This is a genomic window from Butyrivibrio sp. WCE2006, from assembly GCF_000701985.1.
Classification (GTDB): domain Bacteria; phylum Bacillota; class Clostridia; order Lachnospirales; family Lachnospiraceae; genus Butyrivibrio.
Window position 1 is genome coordinate 15,460 of record NZ_JNKH01000040.1, and the last position, 15,435, is coordinate 30,894.

Below are 15,435 nucleotides of genomic sequence, written 5' to 3' on the forward strand. Positions count from 1 at the left end.
AGATCAAAACCTGTGAAGCTGCACTCTTGAAAAAACAGGTCTGGATGCCATATAATCCTCCAACTCCTTAGTGGTTATTCCGGGCATATCCATCTGAATATATATCTCATTCAAGTAGTCCTGATATAGGCTTATATCATTCAATCCTCTTACAATATCAGTGCCTTCAAGCACCTGACAATTCGCATCAAGAGTCTCCCTTATAAGCCTTCTTGCACCATCATTGTTGGAAAGAATATATATCATTCTTTCAGCAGTCTTTTGAATTTCTTTCGTCACATAGGTGGTAAATCTGCCTTTTCCTCTGCATTTTGACTCATAAAGGGCATCATCGGCCAGTCTGTATAATGCCTCAAAAGTAAGCCCGCATTCATCAGCTGCAATACCAATACTGCAGGAAAAAGATCTGGCGTCTCCAACCTTAAGAATATTTAGTTCATGCAAGATATTTTTGCATCTGTTTTCTATAAGGTGGATATTTCCCAAAGGCAGCTCGCGGATTATAACCATAAACTCATCTCCGCCGACTCGGCCTATAATATCCACTATTCTGAATTCACGCTTAAGGAGCTTCGCAAAAGCTTTAAGGACATCATCTCCCAACTGATGACCATAGTAGTCATTTACATATTTAAAATTATCAAAATCAAGAATCAGAAGCATCAGGGCTGTTCCGGGAGTTCTGTCAAGAATAGCAGCTCTGGCCTCTTCTTCAAAAGCAATTTTATTTTTCAGGTCAGTAAGCCCGTCAGTATCACTTTTTTCTTTAAAAATTTTCTCCTCAGATGCACTTTCTGCCTGATTGCCGAAATTAATCATTACAATAAGGAGTGAAAAAATTATTCCCAGTATGATAAGAAAAAAGTGTTGCCAGATAAATTCCTTACTCTCAAAAAGCTTAAAAAATATATAGTAAATCCCGCCTGAGAGAATTTCAAAAAGGACTACAATCCTGAAATAATCGGTATAAAATGTTGGAAATGCCATAATGAGCGCGAGAATTAAGAGAAGATGTGATTCTGAAACAACACATACTTCAAGATATGACACTGCTGCGAAAAGCAGTGAATAATTTATTAAAATAATAAGCCTTGTAACTTTGAACGATAACTTAGCCTTCGAAAGCCAAAGTCTATACTGCAGATTATAAAACAGCAAAACTGCAAGAAGGATAACATAACCAAAATCCGGCAAAACACCCGGATTATTGGCATATTTAAATATAAGGAAAATGATAGAAAAAATCGCTATGAAATTGCAGAGCTGTTTAAGCATAATCTTATTTCGTATCCTCCAGAGCCTCTTCTCTGGAGGATACGAAATAATCTATACTATCCAACTTTTCAAAAAAAGCAGTTATCATCGATTCTTCTCCATTAAATTGCACATAATGTTAGTGATTATATGCTATCACATATATATGCAATATTGGAAAAGACGACATTAAAAATATATTAAGAAAATTGAAATTCCTGAATTATAACTTATCTGAGAGATTCCTTACAGACTGTCTCTCCATAACTCTGATGGGCTGGCGTTCATCCAAAACAAGATCCTTCTCTCCACCGATCATTCTAAACAGGTATTCTCCTGCTTTCTCAGCCTTCCACTCAAAATCCTGAGCAACAGAAGTCAGCTTGGGTGACATAAAATCACAATCAGGAAGATTATCGAAACCGACTACAGAAATATCATATGGTACACGAATACCACACTGGTGAAGTCCCTCGATAACACCAAAAGCAACAATATCTGACATGGTAGCCACTGCAGTATATCCACGGTTTGCAAAGACTATATCCTGTCCCACTTCAACGGCATTGCGATATGTTGAAACACTATGAAATACATCCTTAGAAATGCTAAAGTCCACATTACTTTCAGCACATGCATCAGCAAATCCCTGCTGACGTTCCTTGATAACACCCTCTCCGGTTATCTCAGGAGTGACAAGTGCAAGCTTTTTATGGCCTTTACCTATAAGATATTTTGCAGAAAGATACCCACCTCTGTAATCCTCAATACCTATATTGACTATCGGCTCCCCGGGAGCATAGGTATCAATGAAAACCATAGGTATATCAATGCGCTCTCTGATCTCACGAACCTCGTCCCTGTATACTCCAAGGAAAAACGCCCCATCAACATTCCAGGAGGACAAAAGCGGTATAATCTCTCTCGGATCCCCAACGCATCTTAGCATCACATAATAGTCATGCCTACGTACAAAACGTTCAAGTGCTGCTATAATATGCGCGTTATATGGGTTAGCAAAAAAGTCCTCATCCTTACTAAGATATGGAACTACAACACCTATCAGATGGCTTTCCTTTTTTGCAAGAGATCTTGCTATAACATTAGGTTTATAATTTGAATCCTTAATGATTTTCTCGACCTTAGCTCTGGTCTCTTCAGAAACTTTATGGAAATTTCCATTTAACACATTTGAAACAGTGGCTGTACTCACCCCCGCGAGTTCTGCTATAGTTTTTAAATTCATGATTATCTCCGTTTGTGTCTGTATTTTTCAATGGTTTAACGGTTAACCATCTCTTTAACTATATTAAATTTTGCCACTGAGGTCAAGTATAAAAGCAGGAAATTCTTTGTGTTCTCACTATGTATTATCTTATAGGAAGCGATAGAATATTAAATCACCTTTTTGCGATTAGGGATATAATGTTTATATGAAAAAACTGCCGCATAAGTTTTACTCTTATACGACAGTCATTTATTTTCTCTTTAATTATGATGATTTAGATTCCTGAATATCATCAGAAATCCGGGAAAATGCAATTTTAACAAATCGCCGTTCCAGGCACAGACTGATTATTTATCACTAAGAAAGCTATCAACCTCATCCTTAGTCGGCATTACAGAAAGGGCACCTTTCCTTGTTGTAATTATGGATGCGGCAGCATTTGCAAAATTAAGGCACTCCATTAATCCATCCTCAGTCAGACTTTCAATGCCATTTCTTCTAATGTAATCAATAGCACATGCGCAAAATGTATCACCTGCTCCTGTAGTCTCAATTGTGTCAGGATTCTTGTAACCGTCCTTCTTTACAACCATATCCTTATAAAGTGCCATACTTCCATCCGGTCCGAGTGTAGCAAATATGATTGGAATATTATAATCCTTCTGGATCTTTCTAGCTCCTTCACAAATATCTGATATGCCTGTGAAAAGTTCTACTTCATTGTCAGATATTTTGAGAATATCACATTTTTCAAATCCATAATTCATCGCTTCAATAGCGGTATTTACAGAATCCCAAAGCGGTTCCCTGTAGTTTGGATCAAAAGAAATTAAAGCTCCGCTCTCTTTTGCTATATCCACTGCCATTTTTGTAGCTTCTCTTGCAGGCTCGTCCGTCATAGATAATGTTCCAAAATGAAATACATCTGTATTCATCAGCATATCTACATTTTTCTTGACATCATCTTTAGTAAGCATCATATCTGCACCGGGCTTTCTATAAAAAGAAAAGTCACGGTCGCCATTTTCAAGCTTGTTAACAAATGCAAGAGTAGTGGGGATCTCTTTGTCAAAAACAAGTGCAGTAGAGTCAATTCCCTGCTTTTCAACCCTCTCTTTAAGCATTCTACCGAAGAAGTCATCACCGACTTTTCCGATAAATGCTGTTTTATTACCGAGATTCTGCAGCATTGAAAGCACATTGCAGGGAGCTCCACCCGGATTTGCTTCAAATAAGGGATTTCCTTGTGAACTAATTCCGTTATTTGTAAAATCTATCAGTAACTCACCTAAAGCAACTACATCAAATCTATCCATTATTCTTTCTCCAGTTCATACATTATAACATCCATAAGAAGTTCACCATTTGCTCTGAAATTGATTGCTTCAGCTTTTATATCTGTGAAGATTCCCATTGACATTACCTGTTCACCATCGTTTATGAAAAGTTCCATGCTGTATCTGTCAAGAATCAGTCTAAGAGTGATTTCACCCTTGTTATTTGCTACTTTACATCTTCTCTGATGAACTATAGCTCTTCTGCTTCCTGAGTGCTTTCTATCGATCTTTACAATATTCTGCAACGGATCATACTCGATAACTGAATATGCTTTACCGTTATCAGCAAAACGAATTTCAAACTTCTGGTAAGACAGATCTGCTTCTGTAGATTTAACCTTTACAGTCATATCTATGCATCTTCCCTCGATGCTTGAAAGTGAAGCACTATCAGAGATCAGGACATTCTGTCTGCTGATTCTCTTGCCATAGTAGTTTTCAATCTCTCTGGCAGGCTTCTGTATCAGCTTATTGTTGTGAAGGCTGATTTCTCTCGGGAAGCTCATCTGTCCAAACCACGGGAAATCATCACGTCTTATGCCACATGTATCCCAGTTCTGCATCCAGCCTATCATAAGTCTTCTTCCATCTTCTGCAAGAACTGTCTGGGGTGCATAGAAATCTATACCATAATCAATAGCCTGGCAGTTTTCTTCACAGAAATTACCATCAGCATCAAAGCTTCCAATGACACATAAAGTTCCATTTCCGTTGTGGAATTCAAGTTCTTCAGGAAGCATGTCCTGAGGGCTGGTAAGTAATACCTGCTTACCATCAAGTGCAAAATAATCAGGACATTCCCACATTACACCGAATCTGTGATTGTTTTTGATCACCAGCTTATCGTAAGTCCAATGAATACCGTCCTCACTCACATACTGAAGAATCTGACCATCCTTATCCACAGTTTTATTACCTACTACCATATAGTATTTTCCGTTTTCCTTAAATACCTTAGGATCTCTGAAATCATAGATACCTGCGCCTTCGGGAAGTGTTTCCCCGGTAATAACAGGGTTGTTTTCATATTTTACATAATCAGTTCCATCACCTATAGCAACGCACTGAGTCTGATACTCATGGAAAACACCGTCTTCATCCTGCTCTTTGTGAACGCCGGTATATACAAGAAGCTGTTTTCCATCATCCATCTCTATTGCACTGCCTGAGAAACAGCCTGCATCATCATATTTTTCATCCGGTGCCATAGCGCAGGGAAGATACTTCCAGTTTATGAGATCTTCACTTTCTGCGTGTCCCCAATGCATAGGTCCCCATACAGTCTCATATGGGTAATACTGATAGAAAAGGTGATATTTTCCATTGTAACGGCTAAAACCGTTTGGATCATTCATCCATCCACATCTGGGAGTAAGATGAAAAAGAGGCCTCTGCTCCTCAGAAATTGTCAATTCTGTCTTTGCTTCATATTTTCTTGCTTTTTCTAACTTATCGCTCATATAATCCTCACTTACCATAAATTCTGAAATTACTAACTACTGCTGCTGATGAATCCAGTCTCCAGTCTGCACCTACTGCTGCGTAAATTCTGTTAGACAGTACCTTTTCACCGCCTACGTAAACTATAACTATATCCTTTTCAACAACGACATCTACCTTGTAGGTTTTTCCGGTTTTCAATGCCATAGCCTGAAAATTCGGAAATGCATTAAATGTGATATTGTCCTCCTTGTTATCAATAGACAGATGATACTTTTCCCCTTTTTCTGCATTATCAAATATAAGGTCAAGCTTTCCATCATCCTGCATATCAAGGTCAAATGTCATGTGGCAGGTCTCAGGAACCTGTCCCAAATCTACTGTTCCTGCCAATGAATCCTCTGTTCTCAGTTCTGTCTTAAAATAATCATTATATTGTTCAGGCATGCACGCCCCAAGTGTGCCGTCTTGTAATTGTCTAAGTTCATAAGTAACAATGCTTCCTGCCCATGTGTAACCTAAGCCGTCACTTTCTCTCTTTTTTCTGTCGAGAAATCCTATCAGATATCGTTTACCATCTAATTCACATGTCTTGGCAGCATAAAATCCGTTTCCGTCAAATGTATCAATCTCCGGTTTTTCCCACGGTCCAAAAAAGCTATCCGCCATTCTGTAATAAACAACATTGTTCCAGCTAAATACTAAATAATATTTTTCCCCAATTTTAAAAACGTCCGGGCATTCCATAAAGTAAAGCTCTTTACTGGTATAAAAATCGCCCTTAAAAGTCCAGTTATGAAGATCCTGCGATTCAAAATATATGATTGCGCTCTCTTCTTCTTTTTCTTTTCTTGCACCTACCAGCATCAGATACCCGTCATCAGTCTTATAAACCTGCGGATCACGAAAATCATTGGTGCTGTAACCTTCAGGTGCATGGATTATTTCATCATAATCCTTTACGTATTTCTTATTGTTACTGCTTGTTGCATGCATTACGCATTCTTTATCCAACCCATAAGTGTCATAATAATCATTATGACCTGTGTAAAAACAATGGTATTTACCACTGTCGTCCTTTATAAAAGAACCTGTTCCTATAGCAAGATCCTGCTTTTCAGAATCTTCTGCAAAAGAAAGAACCTCACCCTTATCCTCAAAAGAAAGAAAATCTTTTGTGTAAAAACTGTTTATAGGATGATAACCCACTCCATTATGATCTGTTTCATATAGGTAGTTTAGATAAACTCCATTACCTTCTGTAAGTGCCATAACATCGCCAACATAGCTATCTTCCGCTCTTGGAAAGAGACACTCCATACTGTTTTTTTCTCCACATCCTGTTAACATGCACACAAGTATACTGAGTAAAGCAATTGTCTTCTTTTTCATTTTCATAAAAGAGGGAGGAGAAATCTCTCCTCCCTCACCTTTCATATATGATTAGTACAACCTGTATTACTTGTAGAACTCATCAAGGTATTTCTGATAAATTGAAAGATATTCATCAAGACCGTAAGCGTTAACCTGCTTTATGTACTCATCCCAATCAGCATCGCTAAGTCCGTTCATAACGAAGTTACTTCTGCTTGAGTTGATGTAGCTGATAAGATCAGTCTGGATTGTTGTAAGCTTCTCTGTGTCATCAGCTGTCATGAATACGTTAGGATATACATACTCACCGTGCATATCATCTGTGTAATATTCCTTGATCCAGTCAAGACGATACTGAGCATCATCAGGGCATGTTACATATACACCATAGTACTCATCAAGGATTGCAAGAGGACCACCAACAGCCTCTGCCTCACGAACTTCAACAGGTGAAGCATCTCCAAGAGGTGCATGCTTAAGCATCTTCTCACCCTTATCGTTCTCTGAAAGCTCGAAGATATCGAACTCATCGTCCTCACCGTAAGTACCCCAGTTGTTCTGAGGAGACTGGAAAGGATCATACATACGATCAAGCCAAGCACATACGAATGCAGGGTTGTCACATTTAGCTGTAATTACGCATCTGCCGCGATCAAAACCAGATGTGAATGAACCATTCATAGGTGTTACGTTCTTTGTATCAGCCTGAAGAGCTGCAAGAGGTACATAGTCCTCAAGGTTGTCGATATTAGCAACATCCCATGTGAAGCATACGCCATATCTGTGAGATTTACCCTTAGCTACATATGTTGACCAATCCTGTGTGAAGCACTCAGGATCGATAAGTCCCTCGTCATAGAGCTTGTGAAGCCACTGCATACCTGACTTGAAGCCTTCCTGTGTAGCTGTGCAGATAACCTTCTTGTCATCTGTTACAGCGATATGCTGTCCTATATCGTTGTCACCATATCCTTCACCAAATCCGTTGATAAGAAGGCTGGGATCCTGATCGTTCATAATGCATGACATAGGAATGATGTCACCCTCAATACCAAACTCTGCCTGAAGCTCTGCTGCGTGATCCTTGAAAGCCTTAAGAACTTCTTCAAACTCATCTACTGTTGTAGGTGTCTGAAGTCCAAGGAAATCAAGCCACTTCTTGTTGATGTAAGTGAAGTTATTACCTACAGTCTGAATAGCTGTCTTATTAGAACCGAGCTGTTCAATCCAGGGAAGTGCCCAGATATGTCCCTCTGAATCCTCGCACATTGTGCGGTATTCAGGGTACTTATCGAATACAGCCTTAAGATTAGGCATGTTTTTGTCAATATATTCTTCAACAGGAAGAATAACGCCCTGGTCTGCATATCTGATAAGATCAGAGTTACTGAATCCTGCATTGAATATGAAATCTGTAAGCATGTCCTTGTTAGCCATTGTCAGCTGAATCTTGTCTCCCCACTGATCGTTTGAAATAGCTGTCCAATCTACATGTACATTGGTCTCCTCTTCAAGTCTCTTGAAGATTGTTCTGTTGTTAGGCTCAGCCTCTGTTCCTGAAGGATAGCTGGTTGTACCTGTGATAGTAACCTTCTCTTCAAGAGGGAAAGTGATGTTCTCAGCATCTACCTTAGCTGCACCACTGCCAGTTGAAGTCCCCTTGCCACAACCTGTGAGCGCACTTGCTGACATAGCAATGACAAGCGCTGTAGACAGTAACTTTGTTGTTTTCTTTTTCATTGTCCTCTCCTTTTCATTAGAAACTATTCAAACCTGTATAACAGGTGAATTAACGTTAGCCTTTAACTGAACCAACCATAATTCCCGAATCAAAATACTTCTGGAAGAACGGATACATAACTATCAAAGGCAAGCTTGAAATGATGATAGTTGCATATTTCAAAAGCTCTGCAAGCTGTGCTCTTTGTGCAGTACTCTGCATATCTGCGATCATACCCGGATCCGGCTCATTCTGAATAAGGATTGCTCTAAGAACGAGCTGCAAAGGCTGCTTACTTGCTGAATTGAGATAAATCATTGCATCAAAATAGCTGTTCCACATTCCTACGAACTGCCAAAGTACCAATACTGCTATAAGCGGTGTACATACAGGAAGCAGTATTCTGAAGAAAAATACCAGCTCATTTGCTCCATCCACATCAGCAGCCTCTCTAAGCTCACCGGGTACTCCCTTATAATATGTTCTTGCGATGATCATATTCCAAACGCTGAATGATCCCGGAAGAATGATTGCCCACATGCTATCAAGAAGTCCCATATTACTTATAAGAAGGTATGTAGGAATAAGTCCGCCACCAAAAAACATGGTGATGATGAAAATTGTATTGAATATTTTCTTGCCCTTAAAATCATCTCTGGACATAGGGTAAGCACATAACAATGTGATAAATACTGATATAAAGCTGAACAATACTGAATAAAGAACTGCGTTACCAAAACCTACCCAAATCTGAGGATTTGTCATAACTCTTTCATAGGCTGTAAGTGTCCACTTGCTCAGATCAAAAACAATACCTTTATTCTGAAGAGTGATCGGATCCATGAATGATGCAACTATAATGTAAACAACAGGTCCTATGATGGCTGCTACAAACAAAGCCAATAATATATATCCAACTAAGAGAAACAGCTTATCTCCCATGGAAGCTCTTGCAAATTCACTCTTTCTGATAGTAATTGCTTTTTGCATTTGTTTCTCCTCCTTTATAATCCCTGACCGTCGTTAAGCTTTTCTACTATTTTATTAACTGCAATCAGAAGGATTACGTTTATAACTGTATTGAAAAGACCAACCGCTGTTGAATAACTGTAATCTCCATTAAGAAGACCCTTTTTATAAACATAGGTTGCGATAATTTCAGATGAAGCAAGGTTCATGTCAGACTGAAGTGCATATGCTTTTTCAAATCCGACACTCATGATGTTTCCTGCCTGAAGTATAAACTGGATTACTACCATATCCTTAATAGCAGGCCACTCTACTGCCTTGATCTGTTGCCAAATATTGGCTCCATCGATCTGTGCGGCTTCCTTAAGCTCCTTACTTGCATTCGAAAGGGCTGCTGTGTACATGATTGAAGCCCATCCGGCACCCTGCCATATTCCACTGATAATGTATATCGGTCTGAATGCAGCTGGAATTGTAAGGAAGTTTATGTTTGTGCCAAGCATCATATTCAGAGGTCCTGTTACAGAAAGAAGGATTCTTACCATACCACAAAGGACTATTACTGATATGAAGTTAGGCATGTATAAAACAAGCTGAATCTTCTGCTTAATCTTGCTGCTTGCAATTCTGTTAAGCAAAAGTGCAAGAATAATCGGCATTGGGAATCCCCAAAGCAATCCGAAAACACTAAGTTTAAGTGTGTTTACCAGATACTGTAAAAAGTCCGGGGACGATAGAAACTGTTGAAAGTACTTAAGACCTACCCATTCGCTTCCAAGTATTCCTTTAAATGGATTGTACTTCTGGAAAGCAATAAGAATTCCACCCATCGGAATGTATCTGAATACTATAGTCAGAAGCAGTGCCGGTCCTAAGAAGAACACATATAACTGCCAATGCTGCTTTATATAGATGAGTGTATTGTGCAGGTTATTGTTTTTCGCTTTTGCATTCATAAAAAACTCCTCCGCAATGTTTTTACATTTGTAACATCTCTTTGCGTATGTAAAATATATCACAGCACAAGATTAGTGTCAACATAATTATTTTACATTTGCACATTTTACATTTACATTTGACATCATGATTTTTACATTTTATAATGAAACAATCATTATGAATCAAAATCAAATGGAGAATTATTATGGCAGGAAAAGTCACACTGCAGGACATAGCAGATGCACTTGGTTTATCCAGAAATACTGTATCAAAAGCAATCAATAATACAGGTGTTCTCGCAGAATCTACCAGACAAAAAGTATTAGAAAAAGCAATAGAGATGGGTTATAAGCAATTTTCATATGCCAACTCTGTCTCAGAAATTAAGAATCCATTAATTTCAAAAGCTAAAGCCTCCGGAGAAATAGCTCTTCTCACAGGACGCTTTTTAAATAATTCACATTTTGCATCTACCATGCTTGATAAGTTTCAACATGAAGTGTCTCTTCTTGGCTACAGTCTTACAATGCACAGAGTAGATGCGAATAATATAACAGATCTTTCTCTTCCTATTTCATTCAGGCCGGAGAACACTAAAGCTATAGTTTGTATAGAAATGTTTGACCATACATATTGTGAAACACTTTGTAATCTCAATATACCTGTTCTCATGATAGATGCGCCGGTTGCAAGCTTTTGGAAACCATTAAATGCGGATATCCTTTTAATGGACAATTTTTCAAGCATTTACACTGTTGTAAATGATATGAGCAAAAAGGGTATTTCCAAAATAGGCTTTGTAGGTCAGGTTACCCACTGCCGTTCATTCTATGAACGTTTCATAGCTTTCAGAGAGGCTCTTTACATTAATAACCTTGCATTTGAGGATAAATACTGTCTTTCTGAGGTTCATCCTCATGATTCAGATTATAGAGAATATTTATACAGTGCACTTGAAAACATGAAAGAGCTGCCTGAAATGTTCATATGTGCGAACGATTTTGTGGCTCTTGACCTGCTATATGGTCTCAAGAAGATGGGAATAGAATGTCCCCATGACATTAAACTTTTTGGCTTCGATGATTCACCTGAATCCAAAATAATTACTCCCTCACTTTCAACAAGCCATATTCATAGCCAGATTATCGGTTATTCCGCTGCCAATCTTGTAATGTCAAGGATTGAACAGCCAGACCTTAACTACAGAATTACTTACACTGAGACAGATCTGATTTACAGGGATTCTACATTAATTTAAATTCTTATCTTTTCCTGATAAGAACAATAATATATGACTTCTTGCGGGCAAAAAGAAAAAAGCCCGCAAGTCCATTCTATTCCCGTTTTTCTAAAAAACATGACTCTATAAAAACCAGTTATCTCCGGCTCCTTCTCTGATGGGATATTTTATTAGTTATTTAGGAAACTTTTATAATATAAGACTTCTAAAAGCTTTAAAATATATATAATACCATCACTATGAGAGGAGCCAGCGTTATGGGTATAGATACCATTGAAAATGTATATACTCTGCTTGCCGTAGTACTCGGCGCTCTTTATGCGCTCTTTAAATACATCAAAACACCAAAACGCGGATGGCTTTTTATTTCTGTTTTCTTTTTGGCTCACCTGCTTAGCGATTATTATTGGACAACCTATACTTTGGTTATTGGCGAAGATCCTAATGTATCCGAACTGATGGCTTATTTTGGTTGGAATATAGGCTATCTTTTTTTATTCCTTTTGACAATTGATATGCGTCCCAAGGAATCCAAAGGCTTTTTTCACCCCATAATACTTGTTCCCATTCCTCTAGGTATATGGCAGTTTTTCATATACATCCGATTCGGAGGAATATTTAATAACATATGGGAGGGATTCTTTGCAATATGCATTTCCTGTATCTGCGTACAGGTTATATCCCACTATTTTAAAAACAGGGATAATTTCAAGGAAATACCCTGGCTTCATCTGACAATACTATGCTTTATAATATTTGAGTATGGAATGTGGACATCCTCCTGCTTTGATTGGGGAAGTGAGCTGGTTAATCCTTACCACTATTTTTCTTTATTGGAGTGCCTGTCGCTTATTTTTCTGAATCCTTCAGCTAATAAATGCTATGAACAACGCGGAACAGCCAGACAGGAACGTACCGTTCAGGAAACGCATTTTACAATACTTTTGCAAATTACTGTTACTGTCATCATTTTCTTTGGAGGTGTCGGAGGCTATTACATAGGCGTTTATATGAAACACCATCTCCCATCTTCTGCAGATAATCCGGATGTTTACAGTAGCATCGCTATCACATTGTTTATTATTTCCATAATTCTGGTAGCTTTTATATTGATGATCATTTTGATGACCGCTATCAGGTACAAATCTCTTGAGAACGATTTTCAGGAAGGGGCTTCAATAAAGCGAGGTCGTTTCAATTTTATCATGACAATAGCCATCACATTCTGTCTTATGATAACATCTGTTTTGTATACAGCCCGCCTGTTTTATCAGGTTTCAGTGACAGGTGCCATGGAGGATGGTCAGGCTAAGGTATATTCAACCGCAGAGGACTTTGAAAATTATCTGGGAGTTGCAAGATCCATTCTCTGGGTTACTGCTGATACCGTAGATATAATGCTGCACAACGGTGATTCACAAGATATTATCCGTGATTACATTTATAAGCAAACCGAAAACCAGTCAGAACAGTTTGATGAAAACTTTACCGGTCTCTATGCCTATATAAATGGTGAATACATGGATGGCTCAGGTTGGGTTCCTCCCCCGGATTACAATGTAGAGAACAGAGACTGGTACAAAAATGCGGTGAATGCTGAAGGAAAAACCATAATAGTTTCACCTTACGTTGATGCCCAGACAGGTTCTGTTGTCATTACTATATGTAAGCTTCTATCTGATGGTGGCAGCAAAGGTGATTACAGCAATCGTGAGGTTGTTGCTCTTGACATGGTTGTTAATCATGTAACTACTACTATTCAGGATGTCAATATAGCCGGAAAAGGTTATGGTTTCGTCGTTGATCACGATGGTATGATAATAGCTCATCATGATTCATCCTTAAATGGCCGTGATATAGATGAAATATACGGTGAGGGCTTTTTAGAAACCCTTACAAATAACAAAAACGCTACTTCCAAAGTGTATATTTCCGGTGAAGCATATACTTTATTCATCGAACCAGTAATTAGTCAATGGTATGTAGTTATAGCCATAAGTGACAAAGAGCTTTTTGAGGAGACCTACAGACAGCTTTCTTTCAATATCATTGTTTCATTGATCATTTTCCTTATGATTTCATTTTTCTATTATCTTGGATATAAAAACGAGCAGTTAAATGTAAGAAAAATGGAAGAATTGCGTTCCACTAATATGCGCCGTGATTATGAGGCACAGATTTTAAAACAAAAAGAAGTTGCTGCAAACGAAGCCAACAAGGCAAAAAGTCAATTCCTGGCACAGATGTCCCATGAAATCCGAACTCCCATAAATGCCATACTTGGTATGAATGAAATGATTCTTAGAAGTAGCGATGATAATGACATTCTTGATTATTCAAAAGGAATCGATTCTGCAGGTAATACCTTGCTGGCACTTATAAATACCATCCTTGATTTTTCAAAAATAGAGGATGGTAAAATGGATATTATTCCTGTTAACTATGACACCGCTTCATTAATAAACGACTTGCTTAACTCTATTTCACGCCGTGCAGACGAAAAAGGCCTTGAACTGATTTCAGATATTGATAAAACGCTTCCTCGTACTCTTTTTGGTGATGATGTGAGGATTAAGCAGGTTATAATGAATCTTTTAACAAATGCTGTAAAATACACCGAAAAGGGTTACGTTCGCCTCACAGTTCGTGCAGATAGTATGAGCTCAGACAAACTATTCCTTTACGTTTCCGTTCAGGATACAGGTATTGGTATACGTTCCGAGGATATAAACCGTCTCACCCTGTCATTCCAAAGGCTTGATGAAAAGAAAAACCGGAATATCGAAGGAACCGGCCTTGGCATGTCTATTGTTTCAAACCTTCTCACTCTTATGGGAAGCAAAATTTGTGTAAAAAGTACCTATGGCGAAGGTTCCTTATTCTACTTCACAATAGAGCAGAGAATCACTGACAGAACGCCTATAGGAGCTTTTACGCAAAATCCGTCAAGTAATAATGGTGAGCGCTCAGACAGTGATCTGATAAATGCTCCATACGCTCAGGTACTTGTGGTTGATGATAATAGTCTGAACCTCACGGTTGCTACAAACCTGTTAAAGCTATGCCATATCAAACCTGATTCAGTCACTTCCGGCGCTGAGGCAATATCTGCTATGTCTGATAAGATATATGATATTGTTTTCCTTGATCACATGATGCCTAAAATGGATGGCATAGAAACTCTGCAAAAGCTTCGTGAGCTTGATCTTATTCCGGAAAGTACAAAGATTGTTGTCCTTACAGCAAATGCAATTGTAGGTGCCAGAGAAAAATATCTAAGTGAAGGCTTTGATGACTATTTATCCAAACCAATAGGAATAAATGCCCTGGTTTCGATACTGACAAAATATCTGCCGGAGTGTGCCTATGCGACTGAAGAAACAACAAATCTCAGTGAGTTTGAAATAACAGATGATATACCAATTGAACCAAATAATATTCTAATCTACGATATTATGAAGCTTAAGCTTGCCGGAATAGATACAGACAGCGCAATAGAGTACTGTGGAGACAGCTCTGAGGCCTATTTTGATACACTAAATTATTTTACTCAGGACTTTGATTCGAAAAGGGATCAGCTGACTCTTCTTTACGATAACCAGAACTGGAAAGAATATAATATACTCATCCACGCAATCAAAGGAAACCTGCGCATACTTGGCATCACTGATCTTGCTGCAAAGGCACTTTCCCTTGAAAAAGCTTCAAAAAGAGAGAATTTGGATGTAAACTATATCACATCCCACCATACTTCTTTTATAAACGAGTATCGTTTGATTAAAGAAGCAATCTGTGCGGCAAAGCTTTAACACGTTACTGTTCACACCTTACGGTGCTCACAGCAACTGGATTTGCCCATTCCAGTTGCCTTCGGCAAAGGGGCAAATCCTATATTCAAGACGTAGAACATTCTCACGCTCAGCGCAGCAAGTGC

10 protein-coding genes are annotated in these 15,435 nt (G+C 38.5%); 2 read left to right on the plus strand and 8 right to left on the minus strand.

Translation table 11 applies throughout. The features are described from left to right. Positions 1-3: 3 nt before the first annotated feature. From T501_RS16670 to T501_RS16705, 8 genes are all read right to left on the minus strand, one after another. Positions 4-1,275: a GGDEF domain-containing protein gene (locus T501_RS16670; protein ID WP_044916288.1), complete on the minus strand. Its 1,272-nt coding sequence runs from the start codon at positions 1,273-1,275 to the stop codon at positions 4-6. A 202-nt stretch (positions 1,276-1,477) separates the two neighbouring features. Continuing rightward, positions 1,478-2,500, minus strand: coding sequence for a LacI family DNA-binding transcriptional regulator (locus T501_RS16675; RefSeq protein WP_044916291.1), 1,023 nt, complete (start codon positions 2,498-2,500; stop codon positions 1,478-1,480). Between the two features lie 329 nt (positions 2,501-2,829). Further along, positions 2,830-3,798 (minus strand): carbohydrate kinase family protein, encoded by a 969-nt coding sequence (locus T501_RS16680; protein WP_044916293.1) that lies wholly within the window; start codon positions 3,796-3,798, stop codon positions 2,830-2,832. After that, entirely contained in the window at positions 3,798-5,279 is a 1,482-nt protein-coding gene (locus T501_RS16685) for a glycoside hydrolase family 32 protein (protein ID WP_026511758.1), read from the minus strand. Before T501_RS16685 ends, T501_RS16680 begins: the two co-directional genes overlap by 1 nt. Before the next feature lie 7 nt (positions 5,280-5,286). Continuing rightward, a complete protein-coding gene (locus T501_RS20455; protein ID WP_197027980.1) occupies positions 5,287-6,651 on the minus strand; it encodes a glycoside hydrolase family 32 protein in 1,365 nt (454 codons plus the stop codon). 66 nt (positions 6,652-6,717) lie between these two features. Continuing rightward, the gene (locus tag T501_RS16695) at positions 6,718-8,373 is read right to left on the minus strand and encodes an ABC transporter substrate-binding protein (RefSeq protein ID WP_026511759.1); all 1,656 of its coding nucleotides are present in this window, start codon (positions 8,371-8,373) and stop codon (positions 6,718-6,720) included. A 55-nt stretch (positions 8,374-8,428) separates the two neighbouring features. Next, positions 8,429-9,343: a carbohydrate ABC transporter permease gene (locus T501_RS16700; protein WP_026511760.1), complete on the minus strand. Its 915-nt coding sequence runs from the start codon at positions 9,341-9,343 to the stop codon at positions 8,429-8,431. A 14-nt stretch (positions 9,344-9,357) separates the two neighbouring features. Then, on the minus strand, positions 9,358-10,278 hold the full coding sequence (locus T501_RS16705) for an ABC transporter permease (protein WP_026511761.1): 921 nt from the start codon (positions 10,276-10,278) through the stop codon (positions 9,358-9,360). Positions 10,279-10,466: 188 nt separating this feature from the next. On the opposite strand from T501_RS16705, the gene T501_RS16710 reads away from it, so the two are divergent. Both T501_RS16710 and T501_RS20460 read left to right on the plus strand, forming a co-directional pair. Further along, positions 10,467-11,519 carry a LacI family DNA-binding transcriptional regulator gene (locus T501_RS16710; RefSeq protein WP_044916296.1) on the plus strand — a complete coding sequence of 351 codons (1,053 nt, stop codon included), beginning with the start codon at positions 10,467-10,469 and terminating at the stop codon, positions 11,517-11,519. 239 nt (positions 11,520-11,758) lie between these two features. Beyond that, the gene (locus tag T501_RS20460) at positions 11,759-15,310 is read left to right on the plus strand and encodes a hybrid sensor histidine kinase/response regulator (protein ID WP_049945932.1); all 3,552 of its coding nucleotides are present in this window, start codon (positions 11,759-11,761) and stop codon (positions 15,308-15,310) included. Positions 15,311-15,435: the final 125 nt, after the last annotated feature.

Excerpts from the sequence above, each read along its gene's own strand:
- T501_RS16710 (WP_044916296.1), top strand. The coding sequence starts at position 10,467 with ATGGCAGGAAAAGTCACACTGCAGGACATAGCAGATGCACTTGGTTTA.
- T501_RS16680 (WP_044916293.1), bottom strand. The coding sequence starts at position 3,798 with ATGGATAGATTTGATGTAGTTGCTTTAGGTGAGTTACTGATAGATTTT.
- T501_RS20455 (WP_197027980.1), bottom strand. The coding sequence starts at position 6,651 with ATGAAAAAGAAGACAATTGCTTTACTCAGTATACTTGTGTGCATGTTA.
- T501_RS16670 (WP_044916288.1), bottom strand. The coding sequence starts at position 1,275 with ATGCTTAAACAGCTCTGCAATTTCATAGCGATTTTTTCTATCATTTTC.
- T501_RS16705 (WP_026511761.1), bottom strand. The coding sequence starts at position 10,278 with ATGAATGCAAAAGCGAAAAACAATAACCTGCACAATACACTCATCTAT.
- T501_RS16675 (WP_044916291.1), bottom strand. The coding sequence starts at position 2,500 with ATGAATTTAAAAACTATAGCAGAACTCGCGGGGGTGAGTACAGCCACT.
- T501_RS16700 (WP_026511760.1), bottom strand. The coding sequence starts at position 9,343 with ATGCAAAAAGCAATTACTATCAGAAAGAGTGAATTTGCAAGAGCTTCC.
- T501_RS16685 (WP_026511758.1), bottom strand. The coding sequence starts at position 5,279 with ATGAGCGATAAGTTAGAAAAAGCAAGAAAATATGAAGCAAAGACAGAA.
- T501_RS20460 (WP_049945932.1), top strand. The coding sequence starts at position 11,759 with ATGGGTATAGATACCATTGAAAATGTATATACTCTGCTTGCCGTAGTA.
- T501_RS16695 (WP_026511759.1), bottom strand. The coding sequence starts at position 8,373 with ATGAAAAAGAAAACAACAAAGTTACTGTCTACAGCGCTTGTCATTGCT.